Here is a 16,624-nt window from a genome sequence, read left to right as displayed (position 1 = left end):
ATGACCGAACTTCCCGACAACATCCTTCACCTGCCGCAATACCAAGTACTGGGCTGCAAATCAACCGACGACGAAATGCACTTCCAGGTGGACGTGCCCGATCCCATCGCCTGCGAGGAATGCGGCGTGCAGGGTGAGTTCGTACGGTTCGGCAAGCGTGACGTTCCCTATCGTGATCTGCCCATCCACGGCAAGCGGGTCACTCTCTGGGTGGTCCGCCGCCGATACACCTGCCGGGCCTGCAAGACAACATTCAGGCCCCAGCTACCGGAGATGGTGGACGGATTCCGTATGACACTGCGGCTGCATGAGTACGTGGAGAAGGAATCCTTCAACCACCCCTACACCTTTGTGGCGGCACAGACCGGCCTGGACGAGAAGACGGTGCGCGACATCTTCAACGCCCGCGCCGAGTTCCTGGGGCGCTGGCACCGCTTCGAGACGCCCCGCATCCTGGGCATTGACGAGCTATACCTGAACAAGCGCTACCGCTGCATTCTGACCAACATTGAGGAGCGAACCCTGCTCGACCTGCTGGCCACCCGCCGCCAGGACGTGGTGACCAACTACCTGATGAAGCTGAAAGACCGGCAGAAGGTCGAGATCGTCAGCATGGACATGTGGAACCCCTACCGGGCAGCGGTCAAGGCTGTGCTGCCCCAGGCCCGTATCGTGGTCGATAAGTTCCATGTGGTGCGCATGGCCAACGATGCCCTAGAGAGAGTGCGCAAGGGCCTCAGAAAGGAGCTGAAACCGTCCCAGAGCCGGACTGCGCTCACGAAGTCTCAGACCGGGAGCGCCTCATCATGGAGACCTGGACAGGCGCGTTCCCGCAACTGCTGGCCGCCTATGAGCACAAGGAGCGCTTCTACGGCATCTGGGACGCCACCACACGGCTCCAGGCAGAAGCCGCCCTGGACGAGTGGATAGCCACCATCCCGAAGGGCCAAAAGGAAGTCTGGAGCGATCTGGTCAGGGCAGTGGGAAACTGGCGCGAAGAGACCATGACCTACTTCGAGACGGACATGCCCGTCACCAACGCTTACACGGAGTCCATCAACCGACTGGCCAAGGACAAGAACCGTGAAGGGCGTGGTTACTCCTTCGAGGTGATGCGGGCACGAATGCTCTACACCACGAAGCACAAGAAGAAGGCACCGACTGCGAAGGTCTCTCCTTTCTACAAGAAAACCATCGGTTACGGACTGCCGGACTTCGCAGAGGAACTCAACTACGGAGTCGATCTATCAACCATCTGAGGGTGGTATCAGATTGATGGGGTGAAGGTGCCCATCAACCATTAAATCCGTATACCCATAGAAAAATGGCATGACGTAGGGAAATCCGAGCGCGACCAGGACCAGCGCGGCCACGATCCAGAAAATGAGCTTGTAAGTAGCTCGCACTTGGGGAATCGCGCAGACCTCACCCGGTTTGCAGGCTTGCGCCGGGCGGTAGATGCGCCGCCAGGCGAAAAACAGCGCGACCAGCGCTGCGCCGATGAAGATCGGGCGATAGGGTTCCAGCACCGTCAGGTTGCCGATCCATGCCCCGCTGAACCCCAAGGCGATCAAAACCAGCGGCCCCAGGCAGCAGGCCGACGCAAGAATGGCGGCCAGCCCACCGGCGAAGAGCGCGCCGCGCCCGTTTTGTGGTTCAGACATACGCTTGTCCTTTCAAATTTGGTTTGGATAGCTTAAGCTTACTTCCGTAGTTATGTACGGAGTCAAGCGATATGCAAATTAATTTTGAGAATCTGACCATTGGCGTTTTTGCCAAGGCGGCCGGGGTCAATGTGGAGACCATCCGGTTCTACCAGCGCAAGGGCCTGCTGCCGGAGCCAGACAAGCCCTATGGCAGCATTCGCCGCTATGGCGAGGCGGATGTAACACGAGTGCGGTTCGTGAAATCGGCCCAGCGGCTGGGCTTTAGCCTGGACGAAATCGCCGAGCTACTGCGGCTGGAGGATGGCACCCATTGCGAGGAAGCCAGCGGCCTGGCCGAGCACAAGCTCAAGGATGTGCGCGAGAAGATGGCCGACTTGGCACGCATGGAGGCCGTGCTGTCTGAACTGGTGTGCGCCTGCCACGCGCGGAAAGGGAACGTTTCCTGCCCGCTGATTGCGTCACTGCAAGACGGAACGAAGCTCGCTGCATCGGCGCGGGGGAGTCACGGGGTGACTACGCCTTAGCGTGCTTTATTTTCCGAATTCTGAGACGACCCCAGGTAGCAGAGCTGCACCGCGAAGCCCAGCCGATTGGCCGGGCCGCGCCGCTGCCGGATGATGGAGAGGTCGCTTTCGCTGAACGTGTAGTGACGGATCAACTCATCCTTGGTGTCCGGCAACGCCAGCAGGCTTTCGCGCTCGGCGGCGGAGAGGATCGAACGGCGGGGCATGCGGTTTCCTTCTTCTTGAAAACGTAGGTTTGTGACAAGCCCGCCAAGGCAACCGGCGCGGCACGGGAATCAAGGCATTGCGATTCTCGAAAAGGCACTGTTGCAAAGTTAGCGATGAGGCAGCCTTTTGTCTTATTCAAAGGCCTTACATTTCAAAAACTCTGCTTACCAGGCGCATTTCGCCCAGGGGATCACCATAATAAAATGCTGAGGCCTGGCCTTTGCGTAGTGCACGCATCACCTCAATACCTTTGATGGTGGCGTAAGCCGTCTTCATGGATTTAAATCCCAGCGTGGCGCCGATTATCCGTTTCAGTTTGCCATGATCGCATTCAATCACGTTGTTCCGGTACTTAATCTGTCGGTGTTCAACGTCAGACGGGCACCGGCCGTCGCGTTTGAGCAGAGCAAGCGCGCGACCATAGGCGGGCGCTTTATCCGTGTTGATGAATCGCGGGATCTGCCACTTCTTCACGTTGTTGAGGATTTTACCCAGAAACCGGTATGCAGCTTTGCTGTTACGACGGGAGGAGAGATAAAAATCGACAGTGCGGCCCCGGCTGTCGACGGCCCGGTACAGATACGCCCAGCGGCCATTGACCTTCACGTAGGTTTCATCCATGTGCCACGGGCAAAGATCGGAAGGGTTACGCCAGTACCAGCGCAGCCGTTTTTCCATTTCAGGCGCATAACGCTGAACCCAGCGGTAAATCGTGGAGTGATCGACATTCACTCCGCGTTCAGCCAGCATCTCCTGCAGCTCACGGTAACTGATGCCGTATTTGCAGTACCAGCGTACGGCCCACAGAATGATGTCACGCTGAAAATGCCGGCCTTTGAATGGGTTCATGTGCAGCTCCATCAGCAAAAGGGGATGATAAGTTTATCACCACCGACTATTTGCAACAGTGCCATCAATGGCCTATGGCGAGTATGTTTCGGTGACCCCGTTCTTTAACTGGGTGCACCTATGGAACACCGGTGCCGCATTCAGTCTTTTTGCGAATGGTGGAGGCTGGCAGCGCTACTTTTTTATCGGAATCGCGGTAGTGGTCTCGATTTTTCTGATCAAGCTGATCCTTGAAAATCGTCATAAAGGAGAAGCCATCGCTTACAGTCTTATCCTCGGTGGCGCCATGGGCAACCTGATTGACCGGGTCTTTCGCGGCTATGTTGTGGATTCCTTTGATTTCTATTGGCGAGACTGGCATTGGCCGGCCTTCAACCTGGCTGATATTGCAATTGTCCTCGGTGCCTTACTTTTCGTTTCCAGCAGCTTGTTGGGTAAAAAAGCAAACACCAATGCCGAGCCGGATGGATCTGACTGACACCTACGCCTATACAACACCATGACCGAACTTCCCGACAACATCCTTCACCTGCCGCAATACCAAGTACTGGGCTGCAAATCAACCGACGACGAAATGCACTTCCAGGTGGACGTGCCCGATCCCATCGCCTGCGAGGAATGCGGCGTGCAGGGTGAGTTCGTACGGTTCGGCAAGCGTGACGTTCCCTATCGTGATCTGCCCATCCACGGCAAGCGGGTCACTCTCTGGGTGGTCCGCCGCCGATACACCTGCCGGGCCTGCAAGACAACATTCAGGCCCCAGCTACCGGAGATGGTGGACGGATTCCGTATGACACTGCGGCTGCATGAGTACGTGGAGAAGGAATCCTTCAACCACCCCTACACCTTTGTGGCGGCACAGACCGGCCTGGACGAGAAGACGGTGCGCGACATCTTCAACGCCCGCGCCGAGTTCCTGGGGCGCTGGCACCGCTTCGAGACGCCCCGCATCCTGGGCATTGACGAGCTATACCTGAACAAGCGCTACCGCTGCATTCTGACCAACATTGAGGAGCGAACCCTGCTCGACCTGCTGGCCACCCGCCGCCAGAACGTGGTGACCAACTACCTGATGAAGCTGAAAGACCGGCAGAAGGTCGAGATCGTCAGCATGGACATGTGGAACCCCTACCGGGCAGCGGTCAAGGCTGTGCTGCCCCAGGCCCGTATCGTGGTCGATAAGTCCCATGTGGTGCGCATGGCCAACGATGCCCTAGAGAGAGTGCGCAAGGGCCTCAGAAAGGAGCTGAAACCGTCCCAGAGCCGGACTCTCAAGGGAGACCGGAAAATCCTGCTGAAACGCGCTCACGAAGTCTCAGACCGGGAGCGCCTCATCATGGAGACCTGGACAGGCGCGTTCCCGCAACTGCTGGCCGCCTACGAGCACAAGGAGCGCTTCTACGGCATCTGGGACGCCACCACACGGCTCCAGGCAGAAGCCGCCCTGGACGAGTGGATAGCCACCATCCCGAAGGGCCAAAAGGAAGTCTGGAGCGATCTGGTCAGGGCAGTGGGAAACTGGCGCGAAGAGACCATGACCTACTTCGAGACGGACATGCCCGTCACCAACGCTTACACGGAGTCCATCAACCGACTGGCCAAGGACAAGAACCGTGAAGGGCGCGGTTACTCCTTCGAGGTGATGCGGGCACGAATGCTCTACACCACGAAGCACAAGAAGAAGGCACCGACTGCGAAGGTCTCTCCTTTCTACAAGAAAACCATCGGTTACGGACTGCCGGACTTCGCAGAGGAACTCAACTACGGAGTCGATCTATCAACCATCTGAGGGTGGTATCAGATTGATGGGGTGAAGGTGCCCCATCAACCATTAAATCCGTATACCCTTAATATAAAATAGCGTGTATCATAGTCGTTTTGGTCGCCATGAGCGATAATATAGTCATTCGCACCCTGAGAATTACACTTTGAAGTGATTCAGGGTATGCGCTTACTGGTTACGAATATTGAGCGAGAATCATGCGATGATCGCCGCTTTTCTTTCGAGCCAGTAGGTGCTCCACGTTCGCTAACGAATACTCAGGGCATGCAGATAACTGCTGGCTATATTTCTTTCGAAGAGCGTGGAATGCATACCAATCCCCGATAAAAAGGAGTTGGTGATGACTGAGACTAATCAATTTGCTGCGCACGTTGGTCTGGACTGGGCAGATAAAAAGCACGATGTCTGTGTTCAGTTTAAAAACGGTGAACGCACATTCCATGTGATTGAACATACGCCGGAAGCGCTTGATGTCTGGCTTACCGAGTTACACCAGAAGGTAAAAGGCAGGATCGCTATCGCCGTTGAGCTGAAGAAAGGTCCCGTGGTGTATGCTCTTCAGAAATATCCATTTATCACCGTTTTCCCCGTCCACGCTTTGTCTCTGGCTCGTTACCGGCAAGCCTTCTCGCCCAGCGGTGCTAAAGATGACCCGCAGGATGCCGAGCTGGCATTAGAGTTAATGCTGCGTTATCCCCAAAAGATAAAAGCCATTGAACCCGACAATGCCGATATCCGGTTACTCCAGCAACTGGTTGAGCAGCGTCGTCAGTTGGTTGAAGATAAGCGCCGTTTTGTGAACCGGCTAATCAACACACTCAAACAGTATTATCCTCAGCCCCTGGAGTGGTTCTCACATCGGGGTAGCTTGCTATTGTGTGAACTGATTATGCGATGGCCCAGTCTGCAACAACTAAAACGAGCCAGGCGAGACACGATCCGCAACTTTCTCAATGCCAAAGGTGGCCGCGCAATGGCCCTTACCGAGCAGCGTGTTGTGAGTATTGATAACGCCATTCCGTTGACGACAGACCCGAGTGTTATAGAGGCTAATGCTTTGATGGCAACAGCACTGGCGACACAAATTAAAGTCGTGAGTGAAATCATCAAAACCTATGACGAACGAATCGAAACGCTGTTTGACACATTGCCAGATTCGGGGCTGTTCAAATCACTTCCGGGCATGGGGCCGTGTTTGGGACCACGAATGCTTGCTGCACTTGGTGATAACCGTGACCGGTTTAACAGCGCTGAAGAAATTCAAAACTACGCAGGTATTGCACCGGTGACAGAACGAAGTGGCCAGAAATCCTGGGTTCACTGGCGATGGCAGTGTGCCAAGTTCGTCCGGCAAACCTTTGTTGAATGGGCTGCCAAGACGGTTAACTCATCATACTGGGCCAGACTTTATTATCGGGGACTGCGAGAAAAAGGAAAATCTCACCAGTCTGCAATCCGGGCTCTGGCCTTCAAATGGATAAGGATCATTTACCGCTGCTGGAAGACCAAGACCCAGTACGATGAAGCGAAGTATTTGCTGGCACTGGAAGCGCGAAAGTCGCCCTTACTGAAGCCATAAAAAAGCTTGTCGAATGTCTCAGGGCGTGAAGCGGACGGACACTCTTCCTGCCGGGTTTGTACGTTTCGAGCATACCCTCGCAGAAATGCCGCTAATGCTTTATGCCGGGCTTGGGTATACAGAACGTTTCCCGGACTACTGGGAACAGTTTCCCCCACCTACGGGCCTGACGGCACCTCAGACGCGTTTGATAAAGTGAAAACCAAAAAAACGACCCAGCTTGATATTGGCGCACAGTATTCCGACAAGCGTACTAACGCCTGGGTTTCTGCTTATGTCGGTCGCGTAAATGATTTTTCCTTTTCCGCTACGATCCCAACGATGCGTATATCAGCCAGGTCGATAATATCAACGCTACTATCATTGGAGGCGAGGCCGGTATCAGCTATAAGCTGACCGACAGCTGGAAAATCGACGCCAGTCTGGCCTATTCCAGGGGCAGAACACGGAAGATGGTAAAACCCTTCCGCAAATGCCACTTATCTAATCCCGTCTGGGATTGTCCTGTGAAAGTGGTAACTGGAGCAGCACCGGGCTGCTACGTCTGGTCAGAAGCCAGTATCGGGTGGCGATTAATGAAGGTAATGTGATGGCAAAGATTTTGACAGCAGCGCCGGTGTCGCCGTGGTTTCCGCCAATGCCGCTTACCTTGTGAACAAGTACTTTAAAGTGAGCGCCGGTGTCGATAATCTTCTAGACAAGGATTACAGCGAGCATTTCAACCAGGCGGGTAACAGTAGCTCTGGCTACTCCGCCAATACCTCCGTTAACGAACCAGGAAGAACATTCTGGGGCAAAATTAATGTGACATTCTGACCGGTCCCGGTTCGAAAGGGCCGGGTTGTTTATTCATAAAAGATGAGGAAATTGTTATGTTGAAAATTCTCAAAACCCCGGAAGAGAAAAAATTTCTTATTGCTGTGGCTTGTGTGTTTATCGTTGCGGCATGCGTGGTGTCAAAAGCCGCATTCCAGGGTGTGGAAAACCAGTACAATCTGCCAATGGAAACCTGGGACATATCCCTGTTTATCATCCAGGGCGCATGGGTGGCCATTTACACCCTTATGTTTACGATTGTAGGCTCACTGCCCTTTGGCTTTTATTTCCTGGGGCCCAGGGATGAAAAGAGTTAGCAGAGCTTTAACCTCATAACCTTAAGCCGATACTTTGAGGGCCTTAACCGAAATGTGCCAGAGCTATTCGCACTGGCACATGCAGATCGAAATAGTTCTGATTGATTTTGTCGTACAATCTGAGAGTCAGGCTTGATAAACTCATGACCTCTGCTTCCATTCATTGACCACATATCCCAACGTTTTCGGTTCGCCGTTACGCACCCATGCTATAAATTCCCGGTCAAATCGAAACGCCTTACTGCACTCCGCCTTCATGAAACGACGAACGTTCTGCGTATTGTTGTAAGAAAGGTCAACAACGGTGTCCCGGGTTAACAATGCGCTGTGCCAGTTCATAGAATTTAATCTCTTAGAGATAACGGAATGCCCAAGATGCTATACACGACCCCACATAATCAGCATCAGCTGGCTTGCTGAGAAGATGATCGGCATCATCCAGTGAAATAAAGCTCTTTGGATGTTTCGCAGCCGCATAGATCTTTTCAGCCTGATCGATTGAGACCGTATCGTCCTGAGGAGCATGAAATATAAGCAGTGGTTTTTGCATCATAAAAATCTTGTCCGCAACGTTATGTCGTTTAAGATCATCCAGCATTTGCTTTTTTATTGTAAATTGACGTCCAGCAAGACTGACAGGGAAAGACCCGTTTGTTTCAATGTGTTTAATGTCATCTTCGAACAATCGCGTCAATCGCGACAGTTCCCCAGGGGAACCGATCGTGGTAACCACTCTGGCTTCCGGCACTTCGCCTGCGATAGCAAGAATCGCGGTGCCGCCAAGACTGTGACCAATCAACAATGCGGGCGCTTGATATTTCAGTCGAAGCATATCGATTGCAGAACGCAGATCGCTGAGATTGGAGGAAAAATTAGTATTACTAAAATCGCCCTCACTGTTTCCGAGTCCTGTAAAGTCGAAACGCAGAACCGCAATTCCCTGTGCGAGTAGTTGTCGTGTAATGCGGGAAGCAGAGCGCAAGTCCTTGCCGCAAGTGAAACAATGTGCAAACAGGCTGTAAGCTTTTATCTCTCCCACGGGTTCTTCCAGCAGCGCACAAAGTTCATGTCCTTCATTATTGGTAAATGTGAATCGTGTCTTAGTCATTTGTGTTCCATTTAACTGCTTATATAAAATAAAATTACTTGATCAGGTTAGGAATCTTTCTGGCCAGCCCCGAATGAGTGAAGAAACTCAGGACTGGCAGACTGAAAAAATAATTATCGGATAATCATCTCTGGGTCCAGTTGCTTGTCTGAGAGCCTTTTATTATTTCGAACAAGCATCATTCGAAAATACAATAAGGAAATTTTTAGATCTTTAAACTGAATGCGGAACCGGTAATTTAAGTTTTTAAATTTTTTAAACAAGAATGCTGAAAAGTTTAATCATTAATAAAGATGACACTGATGATGTATGTTACAAAAAGCGAAGTGCTTGATGCCAGCAACAGGGAAATTATTGATTCCGCTGTGATATAAGAAAAATAATTATAGTTTTTGGCAGGGCTGTTTTTTGTCCAGGTAATCACCTTGGGAAGAACCAAATGATAAATTATCTAACATCACCAGTATAAATAAATTTTCAGATAGCTATATGTTAAAAAAATGAGCACCCGGGAGTGCTCCAAATATGGCAATCATGAGATGAGAAAGAATCTGAGACATTTTCCATGACCGCCCCCGGCCCACATCTTATGAATGAGGTTTCATTAGGGATGCAGGGCCATCGAAATTTTTAACGATGGCTTAATAAAAATGAGTGGCAACTATATGAGGGTAAAACTTACTTCTGAACCTGACGAACTGCAGCAAGTGCACGGGAGGAATATACCATTGCGGCACCCGTATTCAGGTTTATCGCCACGCTGAGTGCCTCGGTTAATTCTTCTTCCGTCACGCCAGCTTTAACAGCAGCCTCAGCATGAGCGGCGATGCAACCATCGCAGCGCGTGGTGATGGCTACAGCGACGGAGATCAGCTCACGCGTTTTTTCATCAAGATGGCCGGTTTTTTGCGGTGCAGCAGACACAGCCATCAGTGCTTTCATTGTTTCAGGAGCGGCCTTTGCAAAATCAGATACATTAGACAGTGTTTCTTTACGGTATTCATTCCAGTTCATATCTATTTTCCTATTTATTGATTAAAAGCGTAAGAGTTTGTTCAAAGCTCTGTCTGAACACGTCTTCATTTCTGACCGGTCGCGCGACAATGCAAGCACCTTCGCACAACGTCAGAATCATCATAGCTGCCTGATGGATGTTAATTTCAGATTTAATTTCTCCAGAATCAACACCTTCGTTCAGCGTTTTTTCAAGCCAGTTCACCTGACAATCAAAATAAATCGTTACCTTTTCTTTCATGTTTACCGGCAAATTATCCAACTCTGCGGACAGTGCGCAGCAAAGTGGTAATTGGGAGTTGCGAAAACTTTCAATAAACAAGTCAATATATGCTCTGATACGATTTACACAGCTTTTATTATTTTCGTCGATTGCTGTGAGGCTTTGCTCCTGTTTTTGCAACGATTCCAGTATAGCTGTTTCGCCCAAGATATCCTTCGTCGGGAAGTGATGATGAATACTTGCCTTAGTAATTCCAATTATTTTAGATAAATCCGCATAACTGAATGAAGAATATCCTTTACCACACATAAGCGCATTTGCTTCAAACAGAATTTTATCACGAGTCATCACAGCCATTGGTTACTCCTTAAGGAAATCATTAAAAGAATTACCCAGATTCCCTATTTTCATAACAGTCGCTGCAAGCTCATGACTGGATGGAAATCCTAATGATAAGCTTGTTGGTCTTTGGCACCCATCAGGTCTCTGCTGAGTTCGCTGATACTTTTGGGGCCATAAGCTCGTTTCACTAACTGTCCCTGCCGAAAAAATAAGGTAACCGGGATACTTGCAATATCATACTTCCAAGTCAGTGTTGGCGCGAGGATGACATTAACCACCCCTGTCCTGATATCTTCCGGAAGCTGGCGTGCGAACTCCCTGAAAAAAACATCTGATTGCCTGCACGGTGCACACCAGTCAGCATAAAGCCGCACGACCGAGACACCGCTGTACCTTTCAATTTCACAAAAATTATTTTCGTCGTATTTCTTTAGTTCGCTCATACACCCCTCTGATTTTTGACTCTGACCAAACAGATGCGTGTTTCATGACCATGAATCAATTCTAACCATCTAGTAGGTAGATTGCAAGCGATGTTGTATTCTACTGCTGGCAGGTCGTTACACTCCGGGTCAGTGATGCCCGTTATCAGTTTTTTACTGCTGATATCAGAAGGTAGGGCTCTTTTTTCGGCACACCGCGATCGGGACTGTTACAGATCATGTTCTGTGAATCGGCTGCCTGCAACCGGTGTCTCAGCCTGGCGTGCTTTGTTCAATGAATACAGTATTTATAAAATGTTAGAGGGAATCAGTATGTCGTCAGCACTGCGAAAAGTGGATTTAAATCTGTTGCTTATTTTCGATTCAATATATCGCCATGGAAGTGTGGCAGAAGCATCCCGGGAACTCGCTCTCAGTCCTTCCGCGTTGAGTCATGCGCTTAACCGCTTACGGCAGGCGTTAGGGGATCCGCTGTTTATTCGGACTGGGGGGCGCATGTTGCCGACGGTGAAAGCGACAGGGATGGCCATTAACATTTCCAGTGCACTGAGAAGCATTTCATTCTGCCTGCATGATTCTGAACGCTTCGAGCCAGAAAATAGCCAGGCGACATTTACAATTGCGGCAACAGATTACACCGCTGCAGTGATCCTGCCTGCATTGGTTGCCCGGGTTAACCATCTTGCGCCAGGGATAACTATCAGGCTTATCTATTCGCGTGACTTTAACGCCAACGACGACCTGCTCTCTGGTAAAGTCGATTTTGCATTAGGTTTTGAAGAAGAAGAAAAACATTCCCGGAACGGTATCGAATCCATGTCATGTTTCACTGATGATTACGCCGTGGCTGTACGTCGGGGACATCCGGAAATCACGAATGTACTTACGCAAGAGCTTTACCTGCGTACGGGGCATGCTGTTGTGCGGGCACTGTTGCAAATAGTCGGTGGTGATAAACTTATCATCCCCTTTTGCTGATGGAGCTGCACATGAACCCATTCAAAGGCCGGCATTTTCAGCGTGACATCATTCTGTGGGCCGTACGCTGGTACTGCAAATACGGCATCAGTTACCGTGAGCTGCAGGAGATGCTGGCTGAACGCGGAGTGAATGTCGATCACTCCACGATTTACCGCTGGGTTCAGCGTTATGCGCCTGAAATGGAAAAACGGCTGCGCTGGTACTGGCGTAACCCTTCCGATCTTTGCCCGTGGCACATGGATGAAACCTACGTGAAGGTCAATGGCCGCTGGGCGTATCTGTACCGGGCCGTCGACAGCCGGGGCCGCACTGTCGATTTTTATCTCTCCTCCCGTCGTAACAGCAAAGCTGCATACCGGTTTCTGGGTAAAATCCTCAACAACGTGAAGAAGTGGCAGATCCCGCGATTCATCAACACGGATAAAGCGCCCGCCTATGGTCGCGCGCTTGCTCTGCTCAAACGCGACGGCCGGTGCCCGTCTGACGTTGAACACCGACAGATTAAGTACCGGAACAACGTGATTGAATGCGATCATGGCAAACTGAAACGGATAATCGGCGCCACGCTGGGATTTAAATCCATGAAGACGGCTTACGCCACCATCAAAGGTATTGAGGTGATGCGTGCACTACGCAAAGGCCAGGCCTCAGCATTTTATTATGGTGATCCCCTGGGCGAAATGCGCCTGGTAAGCAGAGTTTTTGAAATGTAAGGCCTTTGAATAAGACAAAAGGCTGCCTCATCGCTAACTTTGCAACAGTGCCGGCGGAAGACCGCTATGATTAAGGGGGTCAAATTCGGAAGAAAGCCTCACAAGAAGGCTGAATTAGCTAATGAATTGATTAATAAGGACGTACAAGTTAAGGAAGTAATGGAAAAAACGGGTATATCAAGGGCGACCTATTTTAGGCTGAAAAGAAAAACAGCTATTAACTCTAACGAAGGATGAATTCAAAGTGAGTCAATACTTAAAGCTTGGAGATGACCAGTCTCCGGTTCAGTTGGATCCACACAGCGAAGTTGGTGCATTTAAAGTTGTTGGACACTGCTCATGGGCAAAACCAGGAGATAAAATCACTCCTGATTTTTTGCGTTTAAGAATAGAACCTTGGTTAACTGCTCTTTTTCAGTCTGAACACCTAAATATACTTATTGGCGCGGGACTTAGTTCAGCAATCCAAGAGTCAGCGACAGGCACGAAACCTCAAGGCATGGGATGGATTAATGATCTCAAAGTTTGCAAGGCTGAAATAGATAGTTATGTAGCTAAAACAGCTGAAGCCTCAGGAAGAGGAAGAGGTAATATTGAAGACCAAATCCGTTCAATTAATGAGTTAATTAAAGGATTAGAGATTTTAACTGCGCAAAATCTCCCACTTCCAGAACCGCCTCCTGGTGCTCTCCCATATCGAAATTTAAAAAGTGAGTTAGTTGATTTAAATAATGAGCTAACAAGATGTTTGAAATTATTCTCAGATTCAGTTAGTAATGGGGAAAAGTTAATTCGCGATGCAAAAAACGATTTAAAAACACAAACGTTTAATTATTTAGTAAGTTTTTTGATGAGTTTTTCAAGTCGAACAGCGACAAGGGATCGATTACATATTTTCACGACGAATTACGACAGGATAATTGAAGCAGGAGCTGAAATAGCAGGTATTCGACTAATTGACAGATTTGTTGGTACTATAGCGCCTATTTTCAGATCTTCGCGACTAGAAGTCGACTATCATTATAATCCACCGGGTATTCGTGGTGAACCAAGATATTTGGAAGGTGTGGCGCGCTTTACTAAATTACATGGCTCATTGGACTGGTATACTACCGAAGGAGCCATAAGGCGATTTGGATTACCTTTTGGTGCGAGTTCGGTGGAACCCTTTTTACAAGTGGAGGCTGCTGGAGCAGCGAACTATCATCAATTAATGATTTATCCAAACTCGGTTAAAGACCGAGAAACATCAGAATACCCTTATGTTGAACTATTCAGAGACTTAGCATCTGCAACATGTCGTCCTAATAGTACTTTGGTAACATATGGTTATAGTTTTGGAGATGAACATATAAACCGTGTTATTATTGACATGCTGACAATACCCTCAACGCATATAGTAATAATTGCCTACGGCGATCCACTCGGTAGAATTATGCGCTTTGTAAACGAAAGTGGAAGAAAAGCTCAAATATCTTTATTACTTGGTGACCACTTTGGAGATATCAAGAATTTAGTGGATTTTTATCTTCCTAAAGCAGCGATAGACAGATCATCAATTCGTATGGCAGAACTATTGAAATCAAGGGGTTTATATCGTACAACAATTTCAAATAATAGCGAGGATGCTGAATGAACTCATTTCCGATTGAACAAGGTGAGCAACTCAGGGTCGGCACTGTAGATTTTGTTTCACCTAATGAAATTAGAGCAATATTAGAGATTGACTCACCTGATACTGTTGCTTTGAATGCAGGAACGCCTAGAAACTTTCCAAGAGTAAACAGTTATGTATTAATATCATGTGATAATGGTTACTTAGTTGGGCAAATAGAGTGGCTTGCTGTAGAACATTCGCCTTATCCAAAACAAAGAGATGTTCAAGAATTTGGTTTAGTAAATCTACCATTCCCCCGAAAAAAAATAAGTTTGAATCCGGTGGGAATGCTTAAACGTTTGTCCAAAGATGGTACTGATTATTTCAGATTTCAACGAGGTTCTGAATCGTTTCCTTCTATTGGGGCTGCTATTTTACTACCGACAGATTTACAACTTAGATCAATAGTCGAATCTGGAAATAATAGGCGAGTGATCATTGGACAAAGTCCACTTGCGAACAATGCAAATGTAGCTGTAGATCCTGATAGATTATTTGGTCGTCATATAGCAGTGCTCGGAAATACTGGTAGCGGTAAGTCTTGCTCTGTATCTGGATTAATCCAGTGGTCACTCGAATCTGCATTGGAATCACAAATAAAACCAAATGCCAGATTTATCATCCTAGACCCCAACGGCGAGTATGCACGTGCTTTGGGGCCAACGACGAAATTTAAAGGTAGAGTATTTAAGGTTGAGGCTGAAGGCAGTGAAAACCAATTACAAGTACCCTCATGGTTTTGGAATAGTTCGGAGTGGGCATCATTCACGCAAGCAAGTCCTAAAGCACAACTTCCATTACTAAAACGCTCCTTGAGAGCAATGAGAAATGAAGAATTTGATTTACAAAAGAATATAGATATAGAAGTTAAAAAATACCTAGGTACAATTTTGGTTTCTTTAAAAGCGGATAAATCTAAAGGAGCAGCGGCACTTAATGATTTCCCTGGAGCCAAAAATCTTTTGGCTAAAATTAATATTTGGCGTCAGAGTCTGGAAGAATACAAAGCGAGATTAACTACACCATGCCCTGAGTTAGATAAATTAATCATCTCTATTCAAGATTTTTGTGGGCAAAGAGAAGGCAGATATCCAGATTACAATGCTAAAGTTAGCGCAGTTGATAACATCATAAATGGAGTGTTATCTTCATTTCAGAGCCTTGGAGGCGATGAGTGTGAACTCCTTCCTAAAAACGAGGATATCCCCGTCCCTTTTGACGGAAATAATTTAGTCTCCTATTTAGAGGCGTTAGCACAAGAAAATGGTAGCGAGCAATATGTTGAATATCTAGTAGCTAGAATACGCACAATGCTTGCGGATACAAGAATGAAACCCATAACCAATGACTCAGAGCATAGAGTTGACTTGGCTAATTGGTTAGAAACATATATTGGGAAAGATGGTGATGGTGATAGCTGCGTTTCAATTATTGATCTTTCTTTAGTACCAACTGAAATTACTCATCTTGTGACAGCTGTCATTTCAAGAATTATTTTTGAATCATTGCAACGTTATAGACGACTATATAACAAATCTTTACCTACGGTACTTGTTGCTGAAGAAGCACATACATTTATTAAACGGTATCGTGAGGACAGTGAAAATCAGGATGTCGCAGCTGTTTGCTGTCAAGTATTTGAGAAAATTGCACGAGAAGGCAGGAAATTTGGTCTCGGTATGGTTATTTCTTCGCAACGACCATCAGAATTATCACCTACAGTTTTATCTCAATGTAATACTTTTCTTCTGCATCGAATTAGCAATGACAAAGATCAGGAGCAAGTTCATAAAATGGTACCCGACAATTTGCGAGGATTACTCCGTGAATTGCCTTCATTGCCATCTCAACATGCAATACTGATGGGCTGGGCATCTGAACTTCCTGTCTTAGTTAAAATGAAAAATTTGACGAAAGAGCAGCAACCCCATTCTGATGACCCTGATTTCTGGGATGTTTGGACAAGAAAGGATGCTGATGGGAAATTGGTCGAGAGAACGGCCAATTGGGAAGCTGTTGTAAAGGAATGGCAACAAAATTGAACTGAAGTAGGATGTGAAAACGGGAGGGCAGATCGGAATTGAAGGAACTTTATGCAATCAATCTACTTGGTATTGCGTTCCATCGACCATCAGCCCCATGATCATTGGAGTAGCTGTAAATGCAGCACCTAATAATTAAAATAAAACAATAGGTTAACCTATTAACGTGGTTTTTTACATCGTTGGCCCTCAAACCCCTAAAATCAGAAAAGTATCTTTCCAGACCTGTCAAATGGAAGCATTAACAAATCAGTTAACAAAACGGACAATATAGTAAAAAGTGGCTGGTAAGCATACTAACCACCTGATAGGCAGGTAGCAGCATAAAAGGGGAACCGAGTAATGAAAGGCTGTATCAC

General features: G+C 48.1%; 15 protein-coding genes and 7 pseudogenes. 13 read left to right on the top strand and 9 right to left on the bottom strand.

All coding sequences use genetic code 11. The features are described from left to right. A pseudogene (locus GBC03_01115) lies at nucleotides 1–1,259 on the top strand (ISL3 family transposase). Between the two features lie 57 nt (nucleotides 1,260–1,316). Here the strand turns inward: GBC03_01115 and GBC03_01110 are convergent. Further along, nucleotides 1,317–1,664 (bottom strand): annotated as a pseudogene (locus GBC03_01110) (mercuric transport protein MerT). A 71-nt stretch (nucleotides 1,665–1,735) separates the two neighbouring features. Here GBC03_01110 and merR point away from each other — a divergent pair. Further along, a complete protein-coding gene (merR, locus tag GBC03_01105) occupies nucleotides 1,736–2,191 on the top strand; it encodes an Hg(II)-responsive transcriptional regulator (GenBank protein QFS68887.1) in 456 nt (151 codons plus the stop codon). 32 nt (nucleotides 2,192–2,223) lie between these two features. Here merR and GBC03_01100 read toward each other — a convergent pair. Then, nucleotides 2,224–2,397, bottom strand: a pseudogene (locus GBC03_01100) (DUF4158 domain-containing protein). A gap of 86 nt (nucleotides 2,398–2,483) precedes the next feature. On the opposite strand from GBC03_01100, the pseudogene GBC03_01095 reads away from it, so the two are divergent. Beyond that, nucleotides 2,484–2,597: pseudogene (locus GBC03_01095) on the top strand (adenine-specific DNA-methyltransferase). Here the strand turns inward: GBC03_01095 and GBC03_01090 are convergent. Then, entirely contained in the window at nucleotides 2,543–3,247 is a 705-nt protein-coding gene (locus GBC03_01090) for an IS6-like element IS26 family transposase (GenBank protein ID QFS68886.1), read from the bottom strand. The pseudogene GBC03_01095 and the gene GBC03_01090 sit on opposite strands and share 55 nt — an antisense overlap. 58 nt (nucleotides 3,248–3,305) lie before the next feature. On the opposite strand from GBC03_01090, the gene GBC03_01085 reads away from it, so the two are divergent. Both GBC03_01085 and GBC03_01080 read left to right on the top strand, forming a co-directional pair. Beyond that, a complete protein-coding gene (locus GBC03_01085) occupies nucleotides 3,306–3,725 on the top strand; it encodes a signal peptidase II (GenBank protein ID QFS68885.1) in 420 nt (139 codons plus the stop codon). A 21-nt stretch (nucleotides 3,726–3,746) separates the two neighbouring features. After that, nucleotides 3,747–5,036: an ISL3-like element ISPpu12 family transposase gene (locus tag GBC03_01080; GenBank protein QFS68884.1), complete on the top strand. Its 1,290-nt coding sequence runs from the start codon at nucleotides 3,747–3,749 to the stop codon at nucleotides 5,034–5,036. Here GBC03_01080 and GBC03_01075 read toward each other — a convergent pair. Beyond that, a pseudogene (locus GBC03_01075) lies at nucleotides 5,005–5,103 on the bottom strand (peptidase M23). The gene GBC03_01080 and the pseudogene GBC03_01075 overlap by 32 nt on opposite strands. A 267-nt stretch (nucleotides 5,104–5,370) precedes the next feature. Between GBC03_01075 and GBC03_01070 the strand changes: the two are divergent. The 3 genes and pseudogenes from GBC03_01070 to GBC03_01060 all read left to right on the top strand — a co-directional run bounded on the left by GBC03_01070 (nucleotide 5,371) and on the right by GBC03_01060 (nucleotide 7,742). Further along, nucleotides 5,371–6,609, top strand: coding sequence for an IS110 family transposase (locus tag GBC03_01070; GenBank protein ID QFS68883.1), 1,239 nt, complete (start codon nucleotides 5,371–5,373; stop codon nucleotides 6,607–6,609). 28 nt (nucleotides 6,610–6,637) lie between these two features. Beyond that, nucleotides 6,638–7,425, top strand: a pseudogene (locus tag GBC03_01065) (TonB-dependent receptor). 56 nt (nucleotides 7,426–7,481) lie between these two features. After that, entirely contained in the window at nucleotides 7,482–7,742 is a 261-nt protein-coding gene (locus GBC03_01060) for a DUF2534 family protein (GenBank protein ID QFS68882.1), read from the top strand. Nucleotides 7,743–7,883: 141 nt separating this feature from the next. Here the strand turns inward: GBC03_01060 and GBC03_01055 are convergent, their stop codons facing one another. The 5 genes from GBC03_01055 to GBC03_01035 all read right to left on the bottom strand — a co-directional run bounded on the left by GBC03_01055 (nucleotide 7,884) and on the right by GBC03_01035 (nucleotide 10,872). Continuing rightward, nucleotides 7,884–8,081 carry a hypothetical protein gene (locus GBC03_01055; GenBank protein ID QFS68881.1) on the bottom strand — a complete coding sequence of 66 codons (198 nt, stop codon included), beginning with the start codon at nucleotides 8,079–8,081 and terminating at the stop codon, nucleotides 7,884–7,886. Between the two features lie 13 nt (nucleotides 8,082–8,094). Next, on the bottom strand, nucleotides 8,095–8,850 hold the full coding sequence (locus GBC03_01050) for an alpha/beta fold hydrolase (protein ID QFS68880.1): 756 nt from the start codon (nucleotides 8,848–8,850) through the stop codon (nucleotides 8,095–8,097). Nucleotides 8,851–9,528: 678 nt separating this feature from the next. Further along, on the bottom strand, nucleotides 9,529–9,864 hold the full coding sequence (locus GBC03_01045) for a carboxymuconolactone decarboxylase family protein (protein ID QFS68879.1): 336 nt from the start codon (nucleotides 9,862–9,864) through the stop codon (nucleotides 9,529–9,531). A 10-nt stretch (nucleotides 9,865–9,874) separates the two neighbouring features. Continuing rightward, nucleotides 9,875–10,444, bottom strand: coding sequence for a TetR family transcriptional regulator (locus GBC03_01040; protein ID QFS68878.1), 570 nt, complete (start codon nucleotides 10,442–10,444; stop codon nucleotides 9,875–9,877). Nucleotides 10,445–10,533: 89 nt separating this feature from the next. Then, nucleotides 10,534–10,872: a thioredoxin gene (locus GBC03_01035; protein QFS68877.1), complete on the bottom strand. Its 339-nt coding sequence runs from the start codon at nucleotides 10,870–10,872 to the stop codon at nucleotides 10,534–10,536. A 90-nt stretch (nucleotides 10,873–10,962) separates the two neighbouring features. Here GBC03_01035 and GBC03_01030 point away from each other — a divergent pair, with 90 nt between their 5' ends. The 5 genes and pseudogenes from GBC03_01030 to GBC03_01010 all read left to right on the top strand — a co-directional run bounded on the left by GBC03_01030 (nucleotide 10,963) and on the right by GBC03_01010 (nucleotide 16,265). Then, nucleotides 10,963–11,850, top strand: coding sequence for a LysR family transcriptional regulator (locus GBC03_01030; GenBank protein QFS68876.1), 888 nt, complete (start codon nucleotides 10,963–10,965; stop codon nucleotides 11,848–11,850). Between the two features lie 11 nt (nucleotides 11,851–11,861). Continuing rightward, nucleotides 11,862–12,566 (top strand): IS6-like element IS26 family transposase, encoded by a 705-nt coding sequence (locus GBC03_01025; GenBank protein ID QFS68875.1) that lies wholly within the window; start codon nucleotides 11,862–11,864, stop codon nucleotides 12,564–12,566. 54 nt (nucleotides 12,567–12,620) lie between these two features. Further along, a pseudogene (locus tag GBC03_01020) lies at nucleotides 12,621–12,803 on the top strand (recombinase family protein). Between the two features lie 7 nt (nucleotides 12,804–12,810). Beyond that, complete coding sequence (locus GBC03_01015) at nucleotides 12,811–14,202, top strand: hypothetical protein (protein ID QFS68874.1); 1,392 nt, start codon at nucleotides 12,811–12,813, stop codon at nucleotides 14,200–14,202. Further along, on the top strand, nucleotides 14,199–16,265 hold the full coding sequence (locus GBC03_01010; protein QFS68873.1) for a DUF87 domain-containing protein: 2,067 nt from the start codon (nucleotides 14,199–14,201) through the stop codon (nucleotides 16,263–16,265). The genes GBC03_01015 and GBC03_01010 overlap by 4 nt, the downstream gene beginning before the upstream one ends. The last annotated feature ends 359 nt before the right edge of the window (nucleotides 16,266–16,624 follow it).

The organism is Citrobacter telavivensis (genome assembly GCA_009363175.1).
GTDB lineage: Bacteria > Pseudomonadota > Gammaproteobacteria > Enterobacterales > Enterobacteriaceae > Citrobacter_A > Citrobacter_A telavivensis.
This window is presented reverse-complemented; position numbering and strand designations above follow the sequence as displayed.

Coding starts and splice junctions, on each gene's coding strand:
- merR (QFS68887.1), top strand. CDS start 1,736: ATGCAAATTAATTTTGAGAATCTGACCATTGGCGTTTTTGCCAAGGCG.
- GBC03_01090 (QFS68886.1), bottom strand. CDS start 3,247: ATGAACCCATTCAAAGGCCGGCATTTTCAGCGTGACATCATTCTGTGG.
- GBC03_01080 (QFS68884.1), top strand. CDS start 3,747: ATGACCGAACTTCCCGACAACATCCTTCACCTGCCGCAATACCAAGTA.
- GBC03_01070 (QFS68883.1), top strand. CDS start 5,371: ATGACTGAGACTAATCAATTTGCTGCGCACGTTGGTCTGGACTGGGCA.
- GBC03_01060 (QFS68882.1), top strand. CDS start 7,482: ATGTTGAAAATTCTCAAAACCCCGGAAGAGAAAAAATTTCTTATTGCT.
- GBC03_01055 (QFS68881.1), bottom strand. CDS start 8,081: ATGAACTGGCACAGCGCATTGTTAACCCGGGACACCGTTGTTGACCTT.
- GBC03_01050 (QFS68880.1), bottom strand. CDS start 8,850: ATGACTAAGACACGATTCACATTTACCAATAATGAAGGACATGAACTT.
- GBC03_01045 (QFS68879.1), bottom strand. CDS start 9,864: ATGAACTGGAATGAATACCGTAAAGAAACACTGTCTAATGTATCTGAT.
- GBC03_01040 (QFS68878.1), bottom strand. CDS start 10,444: ATGGCTGTGATGACTCGTGATAAAATTCTGTTTGAAGCAAATGCGCTT.
- GBC03_01035 (QFS68877.1), bottom strand. CDS start 10,872: ATGAGCGAACTAAAGAAATACGACGAAAATAATTTTTGTGAAATTGAA.
- GBC03_01030 (QFS68876.1), top strand. CDS start 10,963: ATGTTGTATTCTACTGCTGGCAGGTCGTTACACTCCGGGTCAGTGATG.
- GBC03_01025 (QFS68875.1), top strand. CDS start 11,862: ATGAACCCATTCAAAGGCCGGCATTTTCAGCGTGACATCATTCTGTGG.
- GBC03_01010 (QFS68873.1), top strand. CDS start 14,199: ATGAACTCATTTCCGATTGAACAAGGTGAGCAACTCAGGGTCGGCACT.